We start from the raw sequence: 23,820 nt of genomic DNA on the forward strand, positions 1-23,820 counted from the left end.
TGAACGCCGAGCTCTCGCGGCTTCGTGAGCAGGGGCGAGAGCTCGGCGCATCGTTCCTGCCGCCGACCGAGCGACAGGGCGCAGCGGTCAGGACGATTCTGCTCGCTTCCACTGATACGTCTCGGGAACCGAGTAGCGAGGCGTGATCTTGATCCGGTCCGGATTGAAGAACGGCCCCACCTGGGTGGCCTTCTCCACACGAATATCCAGCAGCATCTTCAGCAACCGCCGCTTCTCGACCAGCTCAAGACGCTCCCACGCCGCCTCCAGGTCGCTCTCCTGAATGAACGAGAGCAGCCCCTTGTCGGTCACGGGAGGAACCGCAGCCTTCGCCGCACGCTCGATCTCCGGAACAAGCCTGCGTTCGATGCTGGTGAGCATCGACATGCTGATCCGACCCTCGGCGTACTCACTCGCCGCCTCGTCAAGCCGCGCACGCAGCGCAGCGGCATGCTCCTCGGCCTCGCGGACCCGTTCATTCCAGTCCTCCTCCGGGCCGACGATCACCGCCAAGCTCTCCGGCTTCGACAACCATCCCAGCAGCACGCCCGTGACATAGGCGTCGGTGTTGCGCATGTCGATGCTGACCCTGCGGCAGCCGGGGCGTCCGCAGCTGTAGTTGTCAGAGCGCAACCCGGTGCGCCTGCGTACTTTCGTCCCGTGAATCCGCACCAGCGGATGCAGGCAGTACCCGCACCTCGCGACGAACGTCAGCAGCCAGCGCGGATGGCTGGGGTTGTCCTCGGGAACATAGCGGGTGCGCCGGGCCCGGTCATCGAGGAGATGATTGACCTTCTCCCACTTCTTCATCGGGATGATCGCGGGCCAGTCCGCCTCGCCGATCACCTCGCCCTGGTACATGCGCAGCCCGGCGATCGTGGGGCTCTTGATGATCTGCCGGATCGTGGCGGTTGTCCAACCACGCGAGTGCTCAGAAGTCGGCTTCATCGGCGTGGGCACGCCCGCCCGATTGAGGCGAGTCACGATCTGGTTGATCGACCCGCCATCGAGGATCTCGTCAACCGCTGAGACGATGATCGCGGCCTTCTCCGGGTCGATCTCCTGACGCACGAGAGCACGCGTCTGCTCGTCGTAGACCCTCCGGTACCCGTAAGGGAGCCGCCCGTGCGGGCGACCCTTCTGCGCGTTCAGCCGCACTGTGCGCAACTGCCGGTCACGGATGATCGCCGCATCCTTCTCGGCGCTCAGGAACTCCAGCCCCATCATGAAGCTGTCATCGTGGCGCGAGAAATCGTAGACGCGGCCCTTGGTCAGATACAGAACCCCCGCCTCCTGGCAGGCGGCGCGCAGCTGCACGTAGGCCAGCAGCTCACGGCCCGCACGCGAGGGCTCCCACGTCACGAACGCGTCGTACTCCTTCGACGCGATCAGTTGCAAGGCCTCCTCGAAACCCTCGCGTTCGCGGGTGCGCCACCTCGACGCGGACCGGTTGGCATCGGTGATGACCTTCGCGACTCCCCACTTCTCCTGAGCGCACCAGGCACGGCAGTCCGTCTCTTGGTCATCGGTCGATCGCATGAGGTAATGGCGATCCATCGAGGCTCGCGTGTAGATGAGCGCGTTGACCTCGGAGGCAGGCGGTCGGGTAAGTGATTGCGTCTCCATGACTGACAGGTGCTCCCTTGGCATCTGCCATCGAATTGCTGGGTGAGCCGACGAACCACCTCGACGTCGACGGCATCGCCTGGCTGGCGCGGCACATGAAGAACCGGTGGCCGAAGAATGCCGGTGCTCTGCTGCTGGTCACCCACGACCGGTGGTTCCTCGACGAGGTGTGCTCGAAGACCTGGGAGGTCCACGACCGCATCGTCGAACCCTTCGAAGGCGGGTATGCCGCCTATATCCTCCAGCGCGTCGAACGCGATCGAATCGCCGCGGCCACAGAGGCCAAACGTCAGAACCTCATGCGCAAGGAACTCGCGTGGCTGCGTCGCGGCGCTCCGGCCCGGACCTCGAAGCCGAAGTTCCGCATCGAGGCGGCCAATCAGCTCATCGCCGACGTCCCCGAGGTGCGCAACCCCATCGAGCTGAAGAAGATGGCCACCGCGCGTCTGGGCAAGGATGTCGTCGACCTCCTCCACGTGTCCAAGAGTTTCGGCGACGACGTCATCCTCGATGAGGTCACATGGCGCATCGGCCCCGGTGAGCGCACCGGCATCCTCGGGCCCAACGGTGCCGGCAAGTCGACGCTGCTCAATCTCATCTCCGGAGAGGTCGAGCCCGATTCCGGTCGGGTCAAGCGCGGCAAGACCGTCCAGGTCGGCGTCCTCGACCAGCAGTTCAAGGACCTCGCCCGGATTGCGGAGTCCCGGGTGCGTGAGGTCCTCGCGGAGTCGAAGACGAACTTCACCATCGAAGGCAAGGACTACACACCGGCCCAGCTGCTCGAGCGACTCGGCTTCGCCAAAGAGCATCTCTCCGCTCGGGTCAAGGAGCTCTCCGGTGGGCAGAAACGTCGCCTCCAGCTTCTGCTGCTGCTCATGGCAGAACCGAATGTCATCATCCTCGACGAGCCGACGAACGATGTGGATTCGGACATGCTCGCGGCGATGGAGGATCTCCTCGATTCCTGGCCGGGCACCCTCATCGTCGTCTCCCACGACCGCTACCTGCTCGAACGTGTCACCGACCAGCAGTACGCGATCCTCGATCAGGGGCTGCGTCATGTCCCCGGAGGCGTCGAGGAGTACCTGCGGCTGCGGGCCGAGCAGGCCCGCACCGGTGGTGCGAGCGGTTCGGGATCGGCCTCGAACGGGGCCGCATCGGGAGCCGGCGGGACCGGTTCCGGTGGGGCCGCCTCGGCGACGGAGGGGTCGGCCTCCTCGGCGAAACTCACCGGTGCCGAGGCCCGCGCGGCGAAGAAGGAACTGTCGTCGATCGAGCGGCGGATGGAAAAGCTGAACACTCAGATCGCGAAGAAGCACGAGGAGATGGCCGCCCACGACCAGACCGATTTCGAGGGACTGGCCAAGCTCACGGCTGCGATCTCCGAGTCTCAGGACGAACTCGACGAACTCGAAATGCGCTGGCTCGAAGCGTCCGAAGCTCTCGAGGCCTGAGTGGTCGACGAAGCGACGATGCGAGACCTGCTCGAGGCGGAGCGGGCGGAGACGCAGGCGCTCATCGACCGTCTGACTCAGGGAATCGATGAGGTCTCGGCCGCTCGTGAGGGCGACAACAGCGACGACGAGCACGATCCGGAAGGGGCGACGCTCGCCTTCGAACGGTCGCAGGCCGCGACCCTGCTCGAACAGTCCGAGAATCGCCTCGAGGAGATCGCCGAGGCGCATCACCGCCTCGCCGCGGGCACGTTCGGGATCTGCGTCGACTGCGGTGAGCCCATCGCCGAGGCGCGGCTGGAGGCCCGCCCCTACGCGGCCAAATGCGTGAACTGCGCCGCCCGCGGCTAGTCGTTTCCATCCCCGTTCGCACGCACGAGTGCACCGTCGCACACGACCGGGCGACCGCCTCGGCGACGGTCTGAACTTTCCCCATATCCGGCCGGGTGCGGTAGTGTATCGGCGTGTCATCACGGGACTATCGCATCGACCGCGCCAAGGGAATACTCATCTTCCTGGTGGTTCTGGGCCACCTCCTCGCCAGGACTTCCCCATGGGAGTCGCCGATCCTGGGCGCACCGATGTACTTCATCTACATGTTCCACATGCCGGCGTTCGTCTTCCTCGCCGGGATCACGGCGAAGTCGAACAGGTTGGCGGAACGGGTGCTCACCTACTTCGTCCTGCTCGCGTCGGTGCTGCCGCTGATGTGGGCGTGGATGTGGCTCTTCGGGCTCGATCCGGACTACAGCTTCCTCACCCCGTTCTGGTACACGTGGTTCCTGCTGTCCATGGCCTGGTGGATGATCACGGTCCCCTTCATCGAACGCTTCCCCCGCACGATGCTCGTCGCCTCCCTGGTTCTGGGACTCTTCGGCGGGATGCTGCCGATCCTCGACACCGAACTCTCCGCGGCACGAACGATGGCGTTCTGGCCCTTCTTCGTCATCGGCAAGCTCTACGGCAAGCAGATCATCGAATGGGCCGGAGGGCTGGCGATCTGGCAGAAGATCGGCTTCAGCGCCGCCGCCCTGGCCACGATCGGCTACTTCTACTTCGACCAGATCGACTACAAGTGGTTCTACGGCAGCCTCAACTTCGCCCACTTCCATGTCAGCGTCCCCGAAGGTGTGGGTCTGCGTCTCATCATGGACATCGGTGCCGTGCTTATGACCCTGGCGCTGCTGTCGTGGCTGAGCAACACCAAGGACACCATCGCCATGATCGGCAAGCACAGCCTGGCCGTCTACGTCCTCCACGGCTTCGTCGTCCGCGGTCTCCAACCGGTCCTCGACGGCAGCCGCGATGTCCTCCACGACGCCTTCGTCCTGCTCATCTGCCTGGCCCTGGCCGTGGTGTGGACGGGCGTGCTCGCGTGGACTCCGTTCGAACGCGCCCTGCGCTGGTACGCCTCGACCGCGACGGCACTGATCCTCGCACCTTTCCCGTTCCTGCGACCGAAGTCGGAGCGCACCGGCCGCAGTGATTCTGCCGGTTCCAGTGTTGGTGCCGGTGCCGGTGCTGGTCACGGCGGGGCTTCCCTCGAGGGTGCCGGTCACAGCGGCGCTCACCTCGAGGGTGCCGATCAGGGCGCGGCCGCCTACGGCAGCTACCCGGGCGACGCCTACAGCGAGGGCGACGGACCGGACCGGCAGGGCCTCGGCCTCCAGCCTCAGCCGGGCACCGGCTATGCGCATTCGGTCGGTTTCGAACAGTCCCCCGTTCAGCACTTCCCCGGCTCTGACCATCAGCCGGGACAGCACGACGGGCAGCCGCACGTGTATCAGGAGGTCTCCCCTCCCGCCGGAGCCGAGCAGTATCGGCTGCCGGGCTCGCACCAGGTGCCGCAGAACAACGCAACCTACGAATCCACGCAGGAAGTCCCCGCCGGCACCGCCCAGCGTGCCGTGCGCTACCGCCGCCTGCCCGTCTATCTCAGCACCCCTCCGGACGACGACCGCTGAGCGCACGGGTGCGGTGAACCCACCGATCACGCGAACTCCGCGGTCATCGGGAGGACGGCACCGCCTCGGCGAGGGCAGCCCCGCCTCGGCGTGGGGACCATGTTCATTGACGTTTCGGGTCGTCGGACGTCGGAATATGTCGATGTGACACACGCCGCAGAGGCGGTTGATGGTGTGATACCAGAGTTCGGGTCGCCGCCCGGACGTGGACGATCCCCCACCATCGATTCGGAGTTCCCATGACCGCGACCAACGCCCTGACCCAACGCCTCGATGCCGGCCCCGTGATCTGCGCGGAAGGCTTCCTGTTCGAGCTCGAGAAGCGCGGATATCTGTCTGCCGGCGAGTTCGTCCCCGAGGTGGCCCTCGAGTTCCCCGACGCCCTGCGCTCCCTCCACGTCGACTTCCAGCGGGCCGGCTCCGACATCGTCGAGGCCTTCACCTACAACGGGCACCGCGAGAAGATGCGCGTGATCGGCAAGGAAGATCTGCTCGAACCGCTCAACCGCGCCGCCCTCCAGATCGCCCGGTCGGTAGCCGACGCCAAGCCCGGGAACTTCATGGCCGGCAACATTTCGAACTCGAACATCTGGGACCCCGCCGACGAGTCCAAGCAGGCCGAGGTGCGGGCGATGTTCGCCGAAATGGTCGCCTGGGCGGTCGAGGAAGGTGCCGACCTCATCATCGGCGAGACCTTCTACTTCGCCGGTGAGGCCATCGCCGCCGCCGAGACCGCCAAGGCCAGCGGCCTGCCCGTCGTCCTCACGCTCGCCCCGATGGCCTTCCAGGAGATGGCCGACGGGGTCGGGATCGTCGAGACCGCGCAGCGGCTCGAACAGCTCGGCGTCGACGTCGTCGGCCTCAACTGCTTCCGCGGTCCCGTCACGATGCTGCCGTGGCTGAGGGAGATCCGCTCGGCCGTGTCCTGTCACGTCGGCGCCCTGCCGATCCCCTACCGCACCACGGAGGACGAGCCGACGTTCTTCAACCTCTCCGACTCCCCCGCCGAGGTGGCCTCCCCGCACGGACGCACGTTCCCCACCGCTCTTGATCCCCTGCAGACCAACCGCTACGAGATCGGCGCGTTCGCCAAGGAAGCCTACGACCTGGGCGTCAACTACATCGGAGTGTGCTGCGGCGCGACCCCGATGCACATCCGCGAGGTCGCCGAGGCGGTCGGACTGACCACCGATGCGAGCCGCTTCTCCGAGAACATGGCCAACCACTTCATGTACGGCAGCAACGAACGGCTCGCCGACAACGTCGTGGCCCTCGGAGACACTGCCTGAGGCCTTGGAGCATCGCTCACCATTAGGGCCAATACATACAGTCAGCGCCGTAACCTCTCGACGCTACGGGAGGTTACGGCGCTGACTGTATCCTGTGCGACTACGCGGAGGCGATGGCGCTAGCGGTGCGTGGTACTCGGCGATCAAGCGACCTCGGTGACTGCTTTTTGGTTCGCAGAAATCGCCTGCACCTGTTCAGCTTTTGTAAAGTCATCACGGCGGAGGACGAGCAAAGCCGCAAGTGACACCACACCGGTACCGACGAAGAAGTACCATGGCGAGGTAATATCACCTGTCGCTGAGATGAACCAGGCAGCGATGAGCGGTGCGCTGCCACCGAAGATCGCGACGGGAAGATTGTAGGCGACAGCGATGCCGGTCGACCGGATCTTGGTGGGCAACAGCTCGGTCATCGTCGCGTATGTCGACGAGGCGTAGAACCCGAACGACAGTGCGCACGCTATGAGTGGGAAGAAGAAGCTCACCGGCGTTGCACCGGGAGCGGCCAGGAAGAACCATAGCATCGACAATGTCGCCGCGACTCCAGAAACAAGCAGCACGGGCTTGCGGCCCCATTTGTCCGACATGATTCCGCCGATCGGCATCACAGCCGCTGCGAGCACGCACGCAGAGATGATGAACCAGAAGCGCACGGTGCCGGAGAACTGAAGCATCTCACCAAGGAACGTCGAAGCGTAGGTGAGCACGAGGTAGAAGATCGAAGCGTGGACGGTGATGATGCAGAACACGAGCATGAGCGCGCGACCCCAGGTCATGGTTTCACGAAGTGGTGCTTTCGAACTCTCTCCGGCAGCGACGATCGCGAGGAACTCCGGGCTGTCTTCGAGCTTGAGGCGGATGTAGATGGCGATCATGCCCAAGACACCTGCGAAGAGGAATGGGATCCGCCAGCCCCACGCCAGCATCGCCGCTTCCCCGAGGACCGCCGACATGCCATTGGCCACAAGGCTGCCGAGCAGCAGCCCGAGGACTGCCGTGGTCATAAGCCAACTCGTCGAGTGGCCACGCTTGCCGGGACCGGCGTATTCGGCGATGAAGCTCGTCACCGTGCCGATTTCGCCTCCGGCGGAGAATCCTTGGATGCAGCGCAACAGCACCAGCAGGATTGGAGCGGCGAGACCGATGGTGGCGTAGGTGGGCAGTAGGCCGATAAGGCAGGTAGAGCCGGCCATGCAGATGAGCACGATGAGCAGAGTCTGCTTGCGTCCGATGCGATCTGCCATCGGCCCGAAGACCAATCCCCCGAGAGGCCGGATGAAGAAGCTGAGAGCAAAAACTGCGAAGCTGCTCAGCAGAGAGATCGTCGGGTCTTCCGAGGCGAAGAAGAGCTGTCCCATGTACACAGCGAGGAATCCGTAGATCCCATAGTCGTACCATTCGATCACATGTCCGGTGACGGCGCCGACGAAAGCTCTCCTGCGACGGAGCCCGTCTGCCTCGGTGATTGTGATTTCAGCCATTGCTGTTCCCTTCTCTCGCGCATCGTTGCGCTGAAATGATGTGTGCCGTCGTTGTACACACAGCGGTGGAGCGTCACTAGTGGTGTTAGTTTCCACGTGGTGGTTCTTCACACGTGGTACCGAAATGTGGTCTGGGGTCAGGACGCGTGCTTCGACTGCGCTCCGATCTTGAAACGGCGGATCTTGCCTACGCTCGTCCGCGGCAGCTCGTCGAGAACGTGCCACTCGCGAGGTCGGGCGGCTGGGGCAAGGTTCTCCTCTGCCCAATGCGCCAGCTTGCCGAGGTCGACTCCGGCACTGGAATCGGCAGCGACGACGTAGGCGTGTGGGACCACGTCGCGGATCGGGTCCGGCACAGCGATGACAGCGACCTCTAGCACGCCTGGGGCCTGGGCGAGTGCGGCTTCGATCTCAGTGAGGCTGACGTTCTCTCCCGAGACCTTGATGACGTCGTCGACGCGGCCGACGAACGAGAGGACTCCGTCCTCGTCACGTCGGGCGAGATCACCTGTGAGCAGCCATTCAGTTCCGTCAGCCCCTGTGTGGAAGGCCATGTCTGTGGTCGCCGGGTCGTCGAGGTACTCGAGGAACAGATCCTTCCCGCGATTGCCGGCGACCGCGATCATGCCGCTCTCGCCCGTATCGACGGGCTGCCTGGTGAGTGGGTCGAGTAGGTCGACACGTCGGCCTTCGAGCGGCTGTCCGATGACATCGCAGCGCGGTGGAACCGATCGGTCGTAACTGACGATCGCGATTGTCTCCGTCATCCCGTACAGTTGCCGAGCGGCGACGCTGACGAGCTCGGCGAACTGCTCGTGATGGTCGGGAGCGAGATTCTGTGCATACCAGACGTGTTCGAGTTCGGCCGGTGTCTGCTCAGCGGGCGTGCGGGCGAGGATCATCCGGATCGGAGCAGCGAAGAGGCTGGCGTGAGTGACCTCGAGTTCCCGCGCCCATTCGACCCAGCGACTGGCTGAGAAGTCCGCGGTCAGCGCCACCGAGGCACCCGCGCGGATGGCCGAGGAGAAACAGTAATATTGCGCGTTCGCGTGGAACAACGGCAGGGTCACGTACCACCGGTGGTGGGCTTGCAGATCTGCGGCCGCGGCCATGCGTTCGGCGACCTCGAGGTAGTTCGCATGGGTGAGTACGACTCCCTTGGGCTGCGAGGTGGTACCTGAGGTGAACATCACCGCGAGCCTGTCCTCGGATGCAGGCTCAACCCTATTGGCGTCATCGAGATCAACGTTCGGCCGTTCTTCGTCCAGATAGGTCGTTGCGGTCGGAGTCTGCAACAGCGGCGTCCCGGGTACGAGATCGGCTGCGGTTTCAGAGAGCTCAAGGATCGGCAACTGGGGCTGGGCGGCGGAGCCTTGCCGGTAGATATCAGCGCGTTCCACGCTACAGATCCCGAGTACCGGGGCGACCCTCGAGATCTGAGTATTGATGTCGTTCTTCGCCGAAGCGGGGTCGACGGGGACGATCCAGGCACCGATTCGCGCTGCGGCCAGCCAGATCGCAATGAATCCCGGGCAATTCTTCAGGCACAGGTGGATCGCGGCGCCGGAATGAACCCCGTGACCTGTCAATGCGGCCGCCGTCTGATCGACGATCCAGTCGAATTCGCGGTATGTCCACGCGGTGACCTCGCCGGACCTGTCTCGAAAGAGGAGGAACTCTCGCTCGGCCGCCTCACGGACAGCTGCCGTCCACAGCTGTGCGAAAGTCGAGTCGTTCTCAGCCGATGAGAAATGGTGCGATGATGTCACTGGTGAGCTCCGTTGTCGTCATTGACGGTGGTCTGATTTGCAGAATGTGACAATCGTCGCACGCGTCAGCTCACGAATGAACGGTGAGGTCTCTGAAAGATCTGGCCCGCTTTTGGAGTTCTCTCTAAACTCGAATCGGGTTCAAGATTCGTCGATGTCGAACGCGGCCAGCGCCCACGTGATGTCCAACAGCTCTTTCGTCCCGAGTTCAGCGATGCCGACCGTGTCGCGGAAGCGCTGAAGCCGGTAGCGCACGGTGTTCTCGTGCACGTGCAGCATCTCGGCCGTCTTCTTCACGTTCATCAACGTCCTGATCCACGTGCGGACCGTTTCGAGCACATCGGCACCGACTGCGGTGTCCGGGCGCAGCGGGAGGACGAAACGGTCGATGAGGTGACTGTTGAGGTCAGCCTGCCCAGGTATTGCCACCTGCCACGTGAGATCGGTCAAGGAGTGGACCCCCAGCGCTCCCCGGTGGGCGATCGTCCACACGTTCTCGCAGATCCGGGCAGATTCCGTGATCCGTGACAGCGGGACGAAGGGACCGATGGCCACCGGCACCGAGACGGTCCTAGGGGTGCGAGCCACGATACCTATGATGCGCGCATCCATCTGTGCGACCACTGCCGGTCGCCTGCCGTCCGAACCCGCCGCTTGCAGGGATTCGACGCTCGGCTCGCCATGACCGAATCCGCGGACGCTTCCGCCTTCACCCGGCGCGGCGCAGATAATGACGGCGTAGTCGCGATCGAAGTCAAGTCCGTAGCGACGTGCTTTGAGCAGGGCCTCTGGTCCCGGGTCCTCGGATTCCATGAGACTACGGATGAGGGAGCTGACAGCGAAGGATTCGCGCAGCGCGGCGGCCCCCGCCCTATAGCGGAACTCCGCGGCCGCTCCGGTTGTGAACCAATCGCCGAGCTGCCACAGCAGGGTCGACCCTTCCAAGGTCACCTGCGGTTCGAGCTCCTGGGCGGCCGCCTCGGCGATGAATGCCTCATGAACGACGTTGAGGCTGATGCGATATGCCCGGATGATGTCCTCGATGGGGACATTCTGGTCGATCCGGGCGCGCGTGGTCGCCCGCGATTCGGGCACTTCCTCCGCCTCGGCGATGACGCCGGTGGTGAGGACCTCGACCGCACGTGCCGCGTTCGTGCGCACGGATGCGAGCAGCTGATTACGCGGCACGTCGACATAGCTGGCCATCTCGGAATAGATCCGATCGGCGGCACTGTCGGCAATCGCGTCGTCGAGGTCCTTCACCTTCTGGGCGACCTGTGCAAGGCCGGCGGCCACTAAATCTCAACCATGATAGGACGACCGGTGGCTGCTGAAGCCACTCAGGCTTCGGCGGTCACACCGATCGAGTCGAGAGCGGCCTCAAGGCGGGCGATGGTGCCGTCGATGTCGCCGAGCTTGTCGAGTCCGAACAGGCCGATGCGGAAGCTCGAGAAGTCCTCGGGCTCATCGCACTGCAGCGGCACGCCCGCGGCGATCTGCACGCCGACTTCCTTGAAGCTGGCGCCGGTGGCGAGCTTCGGGTTGTCGGTGTGGACGACGACCACACTGGGCGAGGCGAACTCCGGTGCAGCAACCGAGGGCAGTCCGCGTGCGGCGAAGACGGCGCGCACCCGTTCACCGAGTTCGTTCTGTGCGGCGGCGAGCTTGTCGAAGCCGCGCTCTTCGCTCTCGGCCATGAGCTTCGCGTTGTGTGCCAGCGCATCGGTGGGCATCGTCGCATGGTAGGGCGCGCGGCCCTCTTCGTACTCGTCGGCGATGAACAGCCACTTCTTCAGGTCCATGGCGAAGCTCGTCGACGTCGAGGCTTCGACGGCGGCACGGCCGCCGGAGCTGAGCATGACGTAGCCGGCGCACGGGGATCCGCTCCAGCCCTTCTGCGGGGCGCTGATGAGCACGTCGACGCCGAGGTCGGTCATCGAGGCCCACACCGCACCCGAGGCGATGCAGTCGAGGACGAAGATTCCGCCGGCCTTGTGCACGGCTTCGGAGACCCGGCGGAGGTAGTCGTCGGGCAGGATCATGCCCGAAGCGGTCTCGACGTGGGGAGCGAACACGACATCGGGCTTCTCTGCCTCGATGGCCGCGACCACCTCGTCGATGGGCGCCGGTGACCACGACGACTGGTGGGCGTCGGTGTCCGGGGAGGCCTTGAGCACGGTCGTCTCCGACGCGATGGCACCGGCGTCGAGGATCTGCGACCAGCGGAAGGAGAAGAGACCGTTGCGCACGATCAGCGCCTTCTTCCCGGTCGCCACCTGGCGGGCCACGGATTCCATCGCGTAGCTGCCGCCGCCGGGGACGATGGCGACGGATTCGGCGTCGTAGGCCGAGCGCAGGATCCGGTTGATCTCCTGCATCACGGATACGAACCGCTTCGACATATGGTTGAGCGATCGGTCGGTGAAGACCACCGAGTATTCGAGCAGGCCGTCTGGGTCAACATCTTCGTGTGGCAAAGTCATATGCCTAACATAGCCACAAGTCCGCCATTCGGGCCACCGTCCTCGCTCATTGAGACTCCTCAGACCCTCGCCGAGGCGGCCGGTCAGATCTCGGACCCTCGCCGAGGCGGCCGGTCAGATCTCGATTTCGCTGCGGTCGCCCGACCACAGCGTGTGGAACGTGCCGTCCCGGTCGGTGCGTGCATAGGTGTGCGAACCGAAGCGATCGCGCTGAGCCTGGATGAGAGCGGCGCTGCCCCCTTCGGTGCGCAGCCCGTCATAGTAGGACAGGGTCGAGGCGAGACCGGGCACGGCGATGCCGCGCTCGATGGCCTGGACGACGGTGGCGCGCAGGGACTCTTGGCAGCGGCCGGCGACTTCGCGCACATAGTCCGAATCGAGCAGGGTCGCCGGCGGGTCCGCGGTGCCGAAGGCCTCAACGATGCGGTCGAGCAGACGCGCCCGGATGATGCATCCGGCCCGCCAGATCCCGGCGAGCTCACCGAGGTCGATGCTCCAACCGTGCTCGCGCGCGCCGGCGGTGATCTCGTGGAAGCCCTGCACATAGGCCATCACCTTGCCCAGCAGCAGGCCTCGGCCGATCTCCTCGATGCGCGCGGCACGATCGTTCGAGGCAGCGACGGCCGAAGCACTGGTGTTCGTCGCCGAGGTGGTCGCGGCCGAAGCACTGGTGTTCGTCGCCGAGGTGGTCGCAGCCGAAGCACTGGTATCCGCCGCCGAGGTGGCGGCCCCGGGACGGGGCCCGGCCAACCGGACTCCCTCGGCGCGCAGATCCGCGGCCGATGACAGCGAACGGGAGAAGACCGCCTCGGCGATGGTGGGGACCGGCACCCCGAGATCGAGCCCGGCCTGCCCGGTCCACGCACCGGTGCCCTTGGCCTTCGCGGCATCGGCGACGATGTCGACGAAAGGCCGGCCCGTGTCCGCATCGACGTGGGCGAGGACGTCGGCGGTGATCTCGATGAGGTAGGACTCGAGTTCCCCGGTGTTCCAGTCCGCGAACACCTCGGCGATCTTCGCCGGGGCCATCCCGAGCCCGTCGCGCAGGAGGGTGAAGGCTTCGGCGATGAGCTGCATGTCCGCGTATTCGATGCCGTTGTGGACCATCTTCACGAAGTGACCGGCACCGTCCTCTCCGATGTGAGCGACGCAGGCATGGCTCTTCGCACCTGCAGATTCGGCATCTGCGGTTTCGGCCCGGGCGGTTTCGACGCCGGCGGTTTCGGCACGCGCGGCGATCGGTTCGAGCAGCGGCCGCAGGCGCTGCCACGCGGCCGCCGATCCGCCCACCATGAGCGAGGGCCCGAGAAGGGCACCGACCTCTCCGCCGGAGATCCCGACCCCGGCGAATTCGATGCCCGTACCCTGCAGCCGTCGGCCCCGGGCGATCGTGTCCTGGAAGTGGGAATTGCCGCCGTCGACGATGATGTCGCCGGCAGCGAACACCTCGGCGAGGTCACCGATCGCCGAATCCGTGGCCTCTCCGGCGTTGACCATGAGGATCGCCACACGCGGTTCGGCGAGCTTGCCGGCCAGATCGGCCGGATCCGCGGCGACGAGGAGATCGGCTTCGGGGAATTCAGCGGCCACGGTGCGGGCACGGTCGACGTCACGGTCGTAGATCGCGACCCGTCGACCAGACCGGCGGGCGAGGTTCCGGGCCAGATTCGACCCCATCACACCGGTCCCGATCACTGCGACATCGGCCTTCATGAGCATTCCCCTTCCTCGGGAGGCGACGGTGTTGACAGTCACTCGCCACCAGCACTACGGTGCAATAAATCTGTTTTAATAGTCGATTATAGATATTTCTTCATATTTTATCGAGAGGTTTCGGACATGGGTCATCACCCTTTCCTTCCGCCGCTCGTCATCATGGGTGTCTCGGGAACCGGCAAAACCGTCCTCGGCGCGCAGGTGGCGCAGGCTCTCGACCGCCGATTCGTCGATGCCGACGATCTCCACTCCGCGGCCAACAAAGCGAAGATGGCCTCGGGTGTGCCGCTGACCGACGCCGATCGCGGACCGTGGCTGGACGCCGTCGCGGTCGAAGCCGCCCGCACCCCGGGCCCGGTCATTGCCTGCTCCGCCCTCAAACGCACCTACCGGGACCTGCTGCGCGCCTCGGCACCCGCGCTCGTGTTCATCCACCTCGACGGACCGCGTGATGTCATCGCCGCCCACCTGGCCCGCCGCGACCATGAGTTCATGTCCCCGGATCTGCTCGACTCCCAGCTGGCCACCCTCGAACCGCTCAGCGCCGAGGAGTCCCATGCCACCGTCGACGTCGACCGTCCGATTCCCGAGGTCCTCCATTCGATCCTCGACAGCATCGCACGGTTGAGACCGTGAACTGCCCGCCCACTGTCCACCCAACCATCTGACCTCAAGGAAGAGGAACCATGACCGACCTCGACCTGGCCTGGACTCTGTCCACGCCGGCACTTCTGGCAATCGCGGCAGCGGCGATCGGCCTGCTGCTCCTGCTCATCATCAAGGCACGGCTGCACGCGTTCATCGCCCTCGTCATCGTCAGCGTGCTCACCGCGCTGGCCGCCGGAATCGGCCCCGGTGACCTCATCGACGTCCTCTACGACGGCTTCGGTTCGACCCTGGCCAGCGTGGCCCTGCTCGTCGGGCTCGGCGCAATGCTCGGACGCATGCTCGAACTCTCCGGCGGCGCCGAAGTGCTCACCGATGCCCTCATCCGCCTGTTCGGGGAGAAGCGGGCGCCCTTGGCACTCGGCGTGACCTCGCTGCTGTTCGGCTTCCCGATCTTCTTCGACGCCGGCCTCGTGGTCATGCTGCCGATCATCTTCACGATCGCGCGCCGCCTCGGCGGGTCTCTGCTGCTGTACGCGATGCCCGCGGCAATGGCGTTCTCCGCCATGCACATCTTCGTGCCCCCGCACCCCGGCCCGGTTGCGGCCTCCGGTCTGCTCGGGGCGAATGTCGGACTCGTCCTCATCTGCGGAATCATCATCGCGATTCCCGCCTGGTACCTCACCGGTTACCTCTTCGGACTCATCATCGGCAAACGCATCGACGTCGCCGTGCCCGATGTGCTCTCGGCCGGCAGGAACGACTCGTTCGCCGACTTCGCCTCCCGGCCCAAGCTCGGCCACGTGATCTTCCTCCTCGCCCTGCCGCTCGTGCTCATCTTCCTCAACACCGGACTCAACTTCGCCGGTGAGGCCGGCTGGGTCGATACCGACTCGACGCTCATCGCGTCCCTGCGGCTGCTCGGCGAAACCCCGATCGCCCTGCTCATCACTGTCGTCGTGGCCATGTGGCTGCTCGGCTGGCGGCAGAACAAGGGCCGGTCGCTGGTCGAGACCGTCGTCGACTCCGCGCTCGGACCGGTCTGCTCGATCATCCTCATCACCGGCGCCGGCGGAATGTTCGGCGGCGTGCTGCGCGCCAGCGGAATCGGAGACTCGCTCGCCGACTCACTCGCCGCGCTCGGTCTTCCCGTCATCGTCGCCGGCTTCGTCATCGCCGCGATCGTGCGCATCGCCCAGGGTTCTGCCACGGTGGCGCTGACGACCGCGGCCGCGCTCGTCCAGCCGATCGTCGTCGGCAATCCGGACTTCTCGAGCATGCAGGTCGTGGCCATCGTGCTCTCACTGGCGGCCGGTTCGGTCTTCGCCAGCCATGTCAACGATTCCGGCTTCTGGCTGGTCTCGCGGTTCTTCGGCATGGACACGAAGACGACGCTGAAGACCTGGACGGTCGCCGAGACGCTGCTGGGCACCGTCGGCTTCGGACTCAGCCTCGCCCTCTACGGGGTCGTCAGCCTGTTCTGAGCTCGGCTCGACGAGTCATCGTCGGTCGTTCGGGCCGGGTGCGCCGCCGTCAGCGGCCGGTGCGCCGGGGTTCGTCGGCCCACACGCTGCCCATCTCGGCATCGGCCTTCGCCACGATCTTCGCCATCGCCTCTTTGGCCCGGTCGGCATCCTGCCCGCCGATGGCATCGGCAACATCGAAATGCCACTGCAGCGCGTCGGGGTGCGGGTACTTCGGCATCAGTCCCGCCCCGGTGCGGCCGGCGAGGATCTCACCGATGACGGTGTCGAAGGCGGCGAAGAGTTCATTGCCCCCGGCCCCGAGCACGGCCCGGTGGAACGCGACATCGGCGTCGAGGAAGGCGTCGACGTCTCCGCGTCGGCCCGATGCCCGCATTCGGGCGGCGAGCCCCATGATCTCCTCGGCGGCTTCCGCGGGAGCGTGCTTGGCCGCCAGACCGGCCGCTTCGGGTTCGATGGCGATCCGCAGTTCGGTGAGGGAGCGCAGCTGCCCGGCCGGGGCCTCGGTCATCCGCCACCGGATGACGAGCGGGTCGAGCAGCATCCATTCGGACATCGCGAGCACGACGAGACCGACCCGTCGGATCGGCTGCAGCATCCCTAAGGATTCGAGGACGCGCACGACCTCGCGCACCACCGACAGCGACACGTCGTAGCGGGCACGCAGATCCTCGGCCTTGATGATCGTTCCGGCCTCCAGCCGACCGGCGACGATGTCCTGTCCGACCTGATCGCGCAGCTGCTCATGGAGGTTTCCCCGGTTGCCCGTGGCCCCCGCTCGCTCCGAAGCCGCTTCGGCGAAGCCCCTGCCCTTCTCCCCCGCCATCACGGAACGTCCACGATGTGCGCGCCGGGGGCGGGCCCCGTTGTGCGCAGGGCTTCGTTGACGCCGCGCGTGGCCTGCAGCAGCACGGCCAGATCGAGGGCGTGGTGGGCGTCGCGGGCGAGGAACCCGATCGTCGGCCCCGAACCGCTGAGCAGGGGCAGCAGTGCCCCGGCGGCGCGTCCGGCCTCCATCACTTCGGCGATTTCGGGCATGAACGACACGGCCGCCTCGGTGAGGTCGTTGACCGCGAATTCGGCGAGCGTGTCCGGTTCGCCGGCAGCCAGCGCCGTGAGCACCTCGTCGGGCACCTGGGCCGGGGCCGGGGTGTCGTTGAGTTCGTCGAAGCGGGCATAGACGTCGGGGGTCGGCAATTGCCGCGCCGAGGTGGCCATCACCCAGTGGAAGACCCCGCGGGTGAGGACGGGGCTCAGCTGTTCGCCGCGACCGTGGCCGATGGCCGTGCCCCCGCGCAGCAGGAAGGCGACATCGGCGCCGACCGAGACCGCGCAGTCGTGGAGGACCTCGTCCTCGACTCCGCCGAGGAGGTGGGCGGCGCCGACGAGGGCAGCGGCCGCATCCGCCGATCCCCCGCCCATCCCGCCGGCCACGGGCACCTGTTTGTCGATGACGATGTCGAGGTCGCGCAGCACGTCGACGTCACGATCGTCCTCGAGGGCTGCGATGAGGAGGTCGACGGCACGGCGGGCGACGTTCGAATCATCGACCGGCACCGCGGAATCCGCGTAGCGTCCCTGGACGAGGATCGATCGTGTTCCGCCCGGGATGAGGGTGAGCGTCTCGCCGAGGTTGAGCGCCTGGAACACGGTCGCGAGCTCGTGGTATCCCTCGTCGTTCGCGGCCCCCACGCCGAGGTGGATGTTGATCTTGCCCGGTGCCTGAACCTTCACTGGGGCCGGGGTCGTCGTCGGTGGGTGCAGCGGGGTGGTCATTGAGACGGATCCTCCGCGGTGGCCTCGGCGGGGTCCGGAGCTTCGGCGGGTTCCGGAACTTCGGCGGGTTCCGGAACTTCGGCGGCGGCGAGTCGTTCGAAGTCGGTCACGGTCAGCGCCTCACCTCGGGCCTTCGGATCGATGCCGGCCGCGGTCAGCAGAGCCTCGGAGCGCTGCGGGCTGCCGGCCCACCCGGATAGGGCCGCGCGCAGGGTCTTGCGGCGTTGGGCGAAAGCCGCGTCGACGAGGCTGAAGAGGCGGCGCCGGTTGACCGGGTCACGGTCGGTGCGGGTGATGTCGATGCGCACGAGCCCGGAGTCGATGTTCGGGGCCGGCCAGAACACGTTCTTGCCGATCCGTCCGGCCAATCGCACGTCTCCGTACCACTGGGCCTTGACGCTGGGGACCCCGTAGGTGCGGGATCCGGGAGGGGCTGCGAGCCGTTCGGCGACTTCGAGCTGGACCATGACGAGCACGGTCTTCAGGCTCGGGAAGGTTTCGAGGAAGTGCAGCAGCACGGGCACGGCCACGTTGTAGGGCAGGTTCGCGACCAATGCCTCGGGCTGGTTCGCGGTCGCGGGCTGGTTCACGCTCGCCGTCGCGTCGGTGGCCGCGGCGGCAGCGGCTCCTCCGCTGTGCGGCAGCGTGGGCAGTTCGGTGACGCGGAGGGCATCGGCGTTGACGAGGGCGAAGGCCGCCTCGGTGCCGGAGAACCGCGCGACCGTCTCGGGCAGCTTCGCCGCGAGGACTTCGTCGATCTCGACGGCGGTGACGCTGTGCCCGGCCTCGAGCAGGCCGAGGGTGAGCGAACCGAGCCCGGGTCCGATCTCGACGACGTTCGAGGCGTCTTCGAGCCCGGCGGCGGTGACGATCGACCGCACGGTATTGGGGTCGATGACGAAGTTCTGCCCCTTCTGCTTCGTTGGGCGCAGACCGATGTCAGCGGCTAATTCGCGGATGTCGCGGGCGGTCAATAACGTCACAGCCAACAACTTACCGCACCACCCGGTCGGCACAATCACCCTGCGCACCGCGCGCCCGCCCGGCCCCGCCTCGGCGAGATGTCTGCACGGGGCCCGCGGGCGATAGGGTGAAGGCTATGGATCCGCAGACTCTGACCGAACTGCTCGACGTCGCCGTCCTCGACCGGCTCGACCGCATCGACGACTTGCCCGGCGACGAACTCGCCCGGTCATCCGCCCTGCGGAAGGAGGGCTTCTCCGCCGAGGTGACCGCCGCGCTGCTCACCCAAGCACAGCTGCGCAGAGAGGCCGGTGCCAAACTCGGTCCCTTCGCCGATGACATGCTCTTCACCCGCGACGGACTCGCTCAGGCCACCCGTTTGCCGGTCGCCGCCCACCACGCGCGCCGCCTCATCGGCGAGACCGCGGACGGTGAGACCTTCCGCATCGCCGACCTCGGGTGCGGGATCGGCGCGGACTCCGTCGCCTTCGCCGGGATGGGAGCGCAGGTATCCGCCGTCGACGCCGATGAGGTCACCGCCGCCGTCGCCGCGTTCAATCTCCGCCACCTCCCCGATGCCCCTGTCGACCATACCCGCGCCGAGGATGTCGATCTGTCCGATTTCGACGCCCTGTGGTTCGATCCTGCCCGCCGCACCATCGGCAAGTCCGACAGGCGCGGATCGACGGCTCGGATCACCGACCCCGAAGCCTTCTCCCCTTCCCTGTCCTGGGTCATCGACCAGGCGATCCGAGCGAAGGCGGCCGGGGTCAAGCTCGGCCCGGCTCTCGATCACGGCCTCGTCCCCGAGGAGGCCGAAGCCCAGTGGGTGTCCCACAACGGCGAGGTCGTCGAGGTCTGCCTCTATTTCGGTGCCGCCTGCCAGCGGCCGGGGCGCAGGGCCCTCGTCATGGGCGAGCGCACCCTGCTCGTCCACGAAGACGACCTGCCCGAATCAGATGAAGAGGGCATCGGGACGCTGGGGCGGTACCTACTCGAACCCGATGGTGCGATCGTGCGCGCCGGACTCGTCGCCGCTCTCTGCGCACCCCTGCAGGCCAGGCGGGTGCACCCGAAGATCGCGTACCTGACCACGGATGTCGAACCGAGCGGACCGGCCGCCGCCGGAGTCACCGCCTACACGGTCACCGATGTCCTTCCCGCGAAGATCCCGAGCCTGCGCAAGGAGCTCGTCTCCCGCGGCATCGGCTCCGTCGTCGTCAAGAAGCGCGGTGCCGACATCGTGCCCGATCAGGTCCGGCGCCAGCTCAAACTGCCCAAGGGGGACAAAGCCACGCTCGTATTCACCCGCCTCGGCGAGCGTCACGTCGTGCTGCTCACCCAACCCGTGTGACTGCACCGGCCGTGGTGTTGGCCTCACGGCATCGACCTCACCCCTCCGCCCCACAGAAGGAGAATCCATGACTCGCTCCGACGTTCTCATCAGTGCCGATGAGCTGCTCTCCCGGCTGCGGACCGCACCGGCGCCGAGGCTGCTCGACGTCCGCTGGACCCTGCCGAAACCCGATGGCCGCGACGACTTCGCCGCCGGACACATCCCCGGTGCCGTCTATGTCGACCTCGACACCGAGCTCGCCGACCACGACAGCACCGACCCCACTGCCGGTCGGCACCCGCTGCCCACGGCCGAGGCGTTCCAGGCAACGGTCCGGTCATGGGGCATCGATGCCGACACCGAGGTCGTGGTCTATGACGACAACTCCTCGCTCGGTGCCGCACGAGCCTGGTGGCTGCTGCGCTGGGCCGGGCTGAGCGCGCGAGTCCTCGACGGCGGGCTCACCGCCTACCGGAAAGCCGGCGGTGAGCTGGCTGCCGGCGACTCGGCTGAAGTGGAGCCGAGTTCCATCGTCCTGAGGCCGGGTTCCCTCCCGGTCATCGACGCCGATGCTGCGGCGGCCTGGGACGGAGTCCTGCTCGATGCCCGTGCCGGTGAGCGCTTCCGCGGAGAGACAGAACCGCTGGATCCACGGGCCGGCCACATACCCGGGGCGAAGAACGCCCCGGCCACCGAGAATGTCCCCGCGGGGACGTTCCTGCCCGAGACGGATCTCCGACAGCGTTTCTCAGCTCTCGGTGCCCTCGATCAGCCGGTCGGGGTCTACTGCGGGTCCGGAGTCACCGCCTGCCACAATGCTCTGGCGCTGGCGACTCTCGGTGTCGAGGCCAGCCTCTACCCCGCGAGCTGGTCCGGTTGGTCATCCGATCCCGACCGACCGGTCGAAACCGGCGACTGAAGCTCAGTCACCAACGCACTCGCGGTCACGCGCCGTTAGCATTCTTGGGTCGATCCACGGTGGTTTGCGCGCGAATAACGCCGCGGATCGCCCCGCAAAACACACTTCTCGAATGTCACGAAACGTTATTCAAGGCTGAGACTGCGCGCTGAATCACAGTCGCAATCGGGCGGAACCACAGCCTCTCACTTACCGTTTTCGTCAGAAATGACCCTGTGACCTGCGATTATGCACTAGAATCTGCCTGAGAATACTTTTGTAACAAAAACGTGACATAAGATCACGAATTCGTTACAGTGGAGGACATCGTCACACTCAGACAGGCAACGAGAGGAAATCGTGGCATCCAAGCAGCACGGCCGCCGCGCCGCGAACGCCAAGGCCAAGACACCACTGACCGAGCTGAGCGAACTGCTCGCAGCGAACTCCGGCGCATTCGGCCGCCGTGCCGCAGTCGTCGCCGCCAGCGGCGGACTGCTCACCGCAGCAGTCCTCCCCGCCGCCGGGCAGGGGGCCGACGATGAGGCGCAGGTCGCAGCCGAGTCCGAAAAGCAGGCACCGGTCGAGTTCAAGAACCAGACACCGACCATCGACGCTGGCGGCGCGTCGAAGGAGGGCGATCAAGAGGCTGAAGTCACCGTCGACACTGACGTCGTCACCGCCGAGGCCGCGCCCAAGCCGAAGCCGAAGCCCGAGCCGAAGGAGGAGCCGGAGACGACCGTCGCCGAGCCGGCTCCCGCTGAAGAGCCGAAGGAGGAGCCGAGCGAGTCCTCGGATGATGATTCCGGCAGCCCAAACGCGGGCTCGAAGGATGAGAGCCCGAAGAAGGATACCGGCGGCTCCGACGACTCGGGCCCGATCGATGGGTCCAAGGCCGAGCAGGTCCTCGGCTGGGCAGAGAAAGGCGTCGGTACCCCGTACGTCTTCGGCGGAACGTCGCAGAGCGGCTGGGACTGCTCCGGCTACACCTCCTGGGTCTACAGCCACGTCGGCGTCGACCTGCCCCGTCAGTCGGGAGCTCAGAAGGAATCCGGAACGGTCGTGTCTGAGTCAGAGGCGAAGCCCGGCGACCTCATCTGGCACCCGGGACACGTCGGAATCTACGCCGGCGACGGACAGATGTACGATGCCGGTTCGCCCGGATCCGGAACATCGAAGCGCAGCTACAGCTGGATGGGCGACGTCACGTTCATCCGCGTGCTCTGATCCCCACCCGGAACCGAACACACAGAGAACCCCTCGTCGGCACTGCGCCGGCGAGGGGTACTTCGGCTCACCCGCAGTCGGGAGCCTTCTCGCTGCCGTCATACTTCGCGGGCAGCTTCCCTGACGCCTTGAGGTCGCCCTTGAGCCACTTCGCTACGGCCCGCAGAGCATAGGGGTTCGAGTCATAGGCGGTCACCGCGGTCTTCGCTGGGGTGCTGCGCATCGTCCACGGGGCGGCTGTGCCCACAGCCACCTCGGCGGAGGTGTTCGGGCTCAGGCTCACCGAGGTTCCACCGGAGCCGACGGTGAGCCCCTCGGCCTTCGCCGCTTCACTCAGCTCCGTCTGTTCCTTCTCGCTGCCGCCGACGATGGAGATCGCATCGGTGCCGGCGAAGGAGCATTCGCCCTTGAGTACGGTCACGGACTTCTCGGCCACCTCGGTGAGGGTCTTCGCCGCATCCTTCGCACCGGAATCGTCCGCATCACCCGAACCGGAATCGGACTTCTCCCCTGCCTTCACGCTCTGCTGCGCGGCCGCGGTGGCCAGCTGCTGAGCGACGACGCGTTCGGACTTCTCGACGAGGTCCTTCTTCTTCAGCGTCCCGTCGCCCATCGCCGCGACGATCGCTTTCTGCGCAGCACCCGAGTCCGGGGGCATGAGCGCAACATCGGCACCGGCGGCGATCGCTTTGACGGACTCGCCGCCCTTGAGGTTCTGCGGCACGGCCTTCATGTTCAGCGCATCGGTGGTGATGACGCCGTCGAAGTCGAGGGTCTCACGGACCGCCGCATACGCCTTCGGGTTGAGTGTGCCCGGCGTCGTCTTCGCATCCGGCAGACCGATATGGCCCATCATCACCATCGGCACCCCGGCTTTGACCGCGGACTTGAACGGGAGGAGATCCGTGTCCTCGAGTTCCTCGATCGACTTCTCCGACACCGGCAGACTCTCATGCGAATCCACGCCGAGGCGGCCGTGCCCGGGGAAATGCTTCGCCGAGCTCGCCACCCCGCCGGACCGGTATCCCGTGACCGCGTCGCCGACGACCTCGGCGGCGTCCTTGTGGTCGGTGCCGGCCGAGCGGACGTTGATCGCCTTGTCCTTGGGTCCGACGGTGACATCGGAATCCGGAGCGAAGTCGATGGTGAACCCGAGGTCGGTGAGGTTCTCGCCCTGGACGCGGGTCGCCTCGGTGATGAGGTCGGAATCATCCGTGGCGGCCAGACCCATGAGCGGCGGGAACGGCAGCGCCGCGGTGCTGAGGCGGGACACGGGCCCGCCTTCCTGGTCGACGCCGATCGACACCGGCTGACCCTTCGTGCGCGCTTGCGAGATCTGCTTCGTCAGTGCCGTGACCTGGTCGGTCGTCGGGTTCTCCTGGAGGTTGTAGCCCATGACGATGACCCCGCCGAGGTGGTTCTGCTTGACCATGTCGACCGGGGTCTGCGTGTCCGTGCCGTCCCAGGTGCCGATGATGAGCGAACCGGCGAGTTCGTCCTCGGAGAAGTCGCCGACGATCTTCTCGGCTTCGTCCTCGAAGTCGGCCGGGTCAGCATCGGCCGGGTCGTCGAGGGAGGGCTCGGCGACCGCTTGTGACTGCGATTGCGACTCGGATCCGGCGGAGGGCTTCTGTCCGCCGGCAGAGGAGTCGGGGGCCTTCGCCCCGCCGGAGCAGCCGACGAGCGCGAGAGTCGTGGTCAGGGCCAGGATGCCGAGGCGAGAGCGCAACATCCCTCCATGCTAAACG

19 protein-coding genes are annotated in these 23,820 nt (G+C 66.2%); 9 read left to right on the top strand and 10 right to left on the bottom strand.

Annotated features, from left to right (window positions below; all coding sequences use genetic code 11):
- Positions 1-87: 87 nt before the first annotated feature.
- Positions 88-1,650 carry a recombinase family protein gene (locus EB836_RS10515; protein WP_135540166.1) on the bottom strand — a complete coding sequence of 521 codons (1,563 nt, stop codon included), beginning with the start codon at positions 1,648-1,650 and terminating at the stop codon, positions 88-90.
- On the opposite strand from EB836_RS10515, the gene EB836_RS10520 reads away from it, so the two are divergent.
- The 4 genes from EB836_RS10520 (at position 1,644) to EB836_RS10535 (ending at position 6,333) form a co-directional block, all read left to right on the top strand.
- Positions 1,644-3,080, top strand: coding sequence for an ATP-binding cassette domain-containing protein (locus EB836_RS10520; RefSeq protein WP_240689845.1), 1,437 nt, complete (start codon positions 1,644-1,646; stop codon positions 3,078-3,080). The genes EB836_RS10515 and EB836_RS10520 overlap by 7 nt on opposite strands.
- A complete protein-coding gene (locus tag EB836_RS10525) occupies positions 3,081-3,431 on the top strand; it encodes a TraR/DksA C4-type zinc finger protein (RefSeq protein WP_240689847.1) in 351 nt (116 codons plus the stop codon).
- Positions 3,432-3,544: 113 nt separating this feature from the next.
- Complete coding sequence (locus EB836_RS10530) at positions 3,545-5,044, top strand: acyltransferase family protein (protein ID WP_135540167.1); 1,500 nt, start codon at positions 3,545-3,547, stop codon at positions 5,042-5,044.
- 239 nt (positions 5,045-5,283) lie between these two features.
- Positions 5,284-6,333 (top strand): homocysteine S-methyltransferase family protein, encoded by a 1,050-nt coding sequence (locus tag EB836_RS10535; RefSeq protein ID WP_135540169.1) that lies wholly within the window; start codon positions 5,284-5,286, stop codon positions 6,331-6,333.
- A gap of 143 nt (positions 6,334-6,476) precedes the next feature.
- Here the strand turns inward: EB836_RS10535 and EB836_RS10540 are convergent, their stop codons facing one another.
- From EB836_RS10540 to EB836_RS10560, 5 genes are all read right to left on the bottom strand, one after another.
- Positions 6,477-7,814, bottom strand: a complete 1,338-nt coding sequence (locus EB836_RS10540) for an MFS transporter (RefSeq protein WP_135540171.1) — start codon at positions 7,812-7,814, stop codon at positions 6,477-6,479.
- Positions 7,815-7,951: 137 nt separating this feature from the next.
- Positions 7,952-9,583, bottom strand: a complete 1,632-nt coding sequence (locus EB836_RS10545; protein WP_135540173.1) for a class I adenylate-forming enzyme family protein — start codon at positions 9,581-9,583, stop codon at positions 7,952-7,954.
- Between the two features lie 141 nt (positions 9,584-9,724).
- Positions 9,725-10,879 (bottom strand): helix-turn-helix domain-containing protein, encoded by a 1,155-nt coding sequence (locus EB836_RS10550; RefSeq protein ID WP_135540175.1) that lies wholly within the window; start codon positions 10,877-10,879, stop codon positions 9,725-9,727.
- 44 nt (positions 10,880-10,923) lie between these two features.
- Positions 10,924-12,066, bottom strand: coding sequence for an alanine--glyoxylate aminotransferase family protein (locus EB836_RS10555; RefSeq protein WP_135540177.1), 1,143 nt, complete (start codon positions 12,064-12,066; stop codon positions 10,924-10,926).
- 114 nt (positions 12,067-12,180) lie between these two features.
- Positions 12,181-13,785, bottom strand: a complete 1,605-nt coding sequence (locus EB836_RS10560; RefSeq protein ID WP_276606435.1) for an NADP-dependent decarboxylating phosphogluconate dehydrogenase — start codon at positions 13,783-13,785, stop codon at positions 12,181-12,183.
- Positions 13,786-13,905: 120 nt separating this feature from the next.
- Here EB836_RS10560 and EB836_RS10565 point away from each other — a divergent pair, with 120 nt between their 5' ends.
- On the top strand, positions 13,906-14,418 hold the full coding sequence (locus EB836_RS10565; protein WP_135540179.1) for a gluconokinase: 513 nt from the start codon (positions 13,906-13,908) through the stop codon (positions 14,416-14,418).
- A 50-nt stretch (positions 14,419-14,468) separates the two neighbouring features.
- Positions 14,469-15,872, top strand: a complete 1,404-nt coding sequence (locus EB836_RS10570) for a GntP family permease (RefSeq protein WP_135540181.1) — start codon at positions 14,469-14,471, stop codon at positions 15,870-15,872.
- A 49-nt stretch (positions 15,873-15,921) separates the two neighbouring features.
- On the opposite strand, the gene EB836_RS10575 is transcribed toward EB836_RS10570, so the two are convergent.
- The 3 genes from EB836_RS10575 to rsmA are packed head-to-tail and all read right to left on the bottom strand — an operon-like array spanning position 15,922 to position 18,631.
- The gene (locus tag EB836_RS10575) at positions 15,922-16,698 is read right to left on the bottom strand and encodes an FCD domain-containing protein (protein ID WP_135540183.1); all 777 of its coding nucleotides are present in this window, start codon (positions 16,696-16,698) and stop codon (positions 15,922-15,924) included.
- Positions 16,698-17,648 carry a 4-(cytidine 5'-diphospho)-2-C-methyl-D-erythritol kinase gene (locus EB836_RS10580; RefSeq protein ID WP_135540185.1) on the bottom strand — a complete coding sequence of 317 codons (951 nt, stop codon included), beginning with the start codon at positions 17,646-17,648 and terminating at the stop codon, positions 16,698-16,700. The genes EB836_RS10575 and EB836_RS10580 overlap by 1 nt, the downstream gene beginning before the upstream one ends.
- Positions 17,645-18,631, bottom strand: coding sequence for a 16S rRNA (adenine(1518)-N(6)/adenine(1519)-N(6))-dimethyltransferase RsmA (gene rsmA, locus EB836_RS10585; protein ID WP_135540187.1), 987 nt, complete (start codon positions 18,629-18,631; stop codon positions 17,645-17,647). The genes EB836_RS10580 and rsmA overlap by 4 nt, the downstream gene beginning before the upstream one ends.
- A 116-nt stretch (positions 18,632-18,747) precedes the next feature.
- On the opposite strand from rsmA, the gene EB836_RS10590 reads away from it, so the two are divergent.
- From EB836_RS10590 to EB836_RS10600, 3 genes are all read left to right on the top strand, one after another.
- A complete protein-coding gene (locus EB836_RS10590) occupies positions 18,748-19,965 on the top strand; it encodes a class I SAM-dependent methyltransferase (RefSeq protein ID WP_135540189.1) in 1,218 nt (405 codons plus the stop codon).
- 67 nt (positions 19,966-20,032) lie between these two features.
- Complete coding sequence (locus EB836_RS10595) at positions 20,033-20,866, top strand: sulfurtransferase (RefSeq protein WP_135540191.1); 834 nt, start codon at positions 20,033-20,035, stop codon at positions 20,864-20,866.
- A 339-nt stretch (positions 20,867-21,205) separates the two neighbouring features.
- Positions 21,206-22,072, top strand: a complete 867-nt coding sequence (locus tag EB836_RS10600; RefSeq protein ID WP_135540192.1) for a C40 family peptidase — start codon at positions 21,206-21,208, stop codon at positions 22,070-22,072.
- A gap of 67 nt (positions 22,073-22,139) precedes the next feature.
- Here EB836_RS10600 and EB836_RS10605 read toward each other — a convergent pair whose 3' ends face one another.
- Positions 22,140-23,804, bottom strand: a complete 1,665-nt coding sequence (locus EB836_RS10605; protein WP_240689849.1) for a glycoside hydrolase family 3 N-terminal domain-containing protein — start codon at positions 23,802-23,804, stop codon at positions 22,140-22,142.
- Positions 23,805-23,820: the final 16 nt, after the last annotated feature.

It is taken from the genome of Brevibacterium sp. S111 (assembly GCF_004745075.1).
In the GTDB taxonomy this organism is placed as follows: Bacteria; Actinomycetota; Actinomycetes; order Actinomycetales; family Brevibacteriaceae; genus Brevibacterium.

Bases quoted from the DNA above. Each gene is read 5' to 3' on its own strand.
- EB836_RS10515 (WP_135540166.1), bottom strand. From the start codon at position 1,650: ATGCCAAGGGAGCACCTGTCAGTCATGGAGACGCAATCACTTACCCGA.
- EB836_RS10535 (WP_135540169.1), top strand. From the start codon at position 5,284: ATGACCGCGACCAACGCCCTGACCCAACGCCTCGATGCCGGCCCCGTG.
- EB836_RS10540 (WP_135540171.1), bottom strand. From the start codon at position 7,814: ATGGCTGAAATCACAATCACCGAGGCAGACGGGCTCCGTCGCAGGAGA.
- EB836_RS10555 (WP_135540177.1), bottom strand. From the start codon at position 12,066: ATGACTTTGCCACACGAAGATGTTGACCCAGACGGCCTGCTCGAATAC.
- EB836_RS10560 (WP_276606435.1), bottom strand. From the start codon at position 13,785: ATGCTCATGAAGGCCGATGTCGCAGTGATCGGGACCGGTGTGATGGGG.
- EB836_RS10565 (WP_135540179.1), top strand. From the start codon at position 13,906: ATGGGTCATCACCCTTTCCTTCCGCCGCTCGTCATCATGGGTGTCTCG.
- EB836_RS10570 (WP_135540181.1), top strand. From the start codon at position 14,469: ATGACCGACCTCGACCTGGCCTGGACTCTGTCCACGCCGGCACTTCTG.
- EB836_RS10575 (WP_135540183.1), bottom strand. From the start codon at position 16,698: ATGGCGGGGGAGAAGGGCAGGGGCTTCGCCGAAGCGGCTTCGGAGCGA.
- EB836_RS10580 (WP_135540185.1), bottom strand. From the start codon at position 17,648: ATGACCACCCCGCTGCACCCACCGACGACGACCCCGGCCCCAGTGAAG.
- EB836_RS10590 (WP_135540189.1), top strand. From the start codon at position 18,748: ATGGATCCGCAGACTCTGACCGAACTGCTCGACGTCGCCGTCCTCGAC.
- EB836_RS10595 (WP_135540191.1), top strand. From the start codon at position 20,033: ATGACTCGCTCCGACGTTCTCATCAGTGCCGATGAGCTGCTCTCCCGG.
- EB836_RS10605 (WP_240689849.1), bottom strand. From the start codon at position 23,804: ATGTTGCGCTCTCGCCTCGGCATCCTGGCCCTGACCACGACTCTCGCG.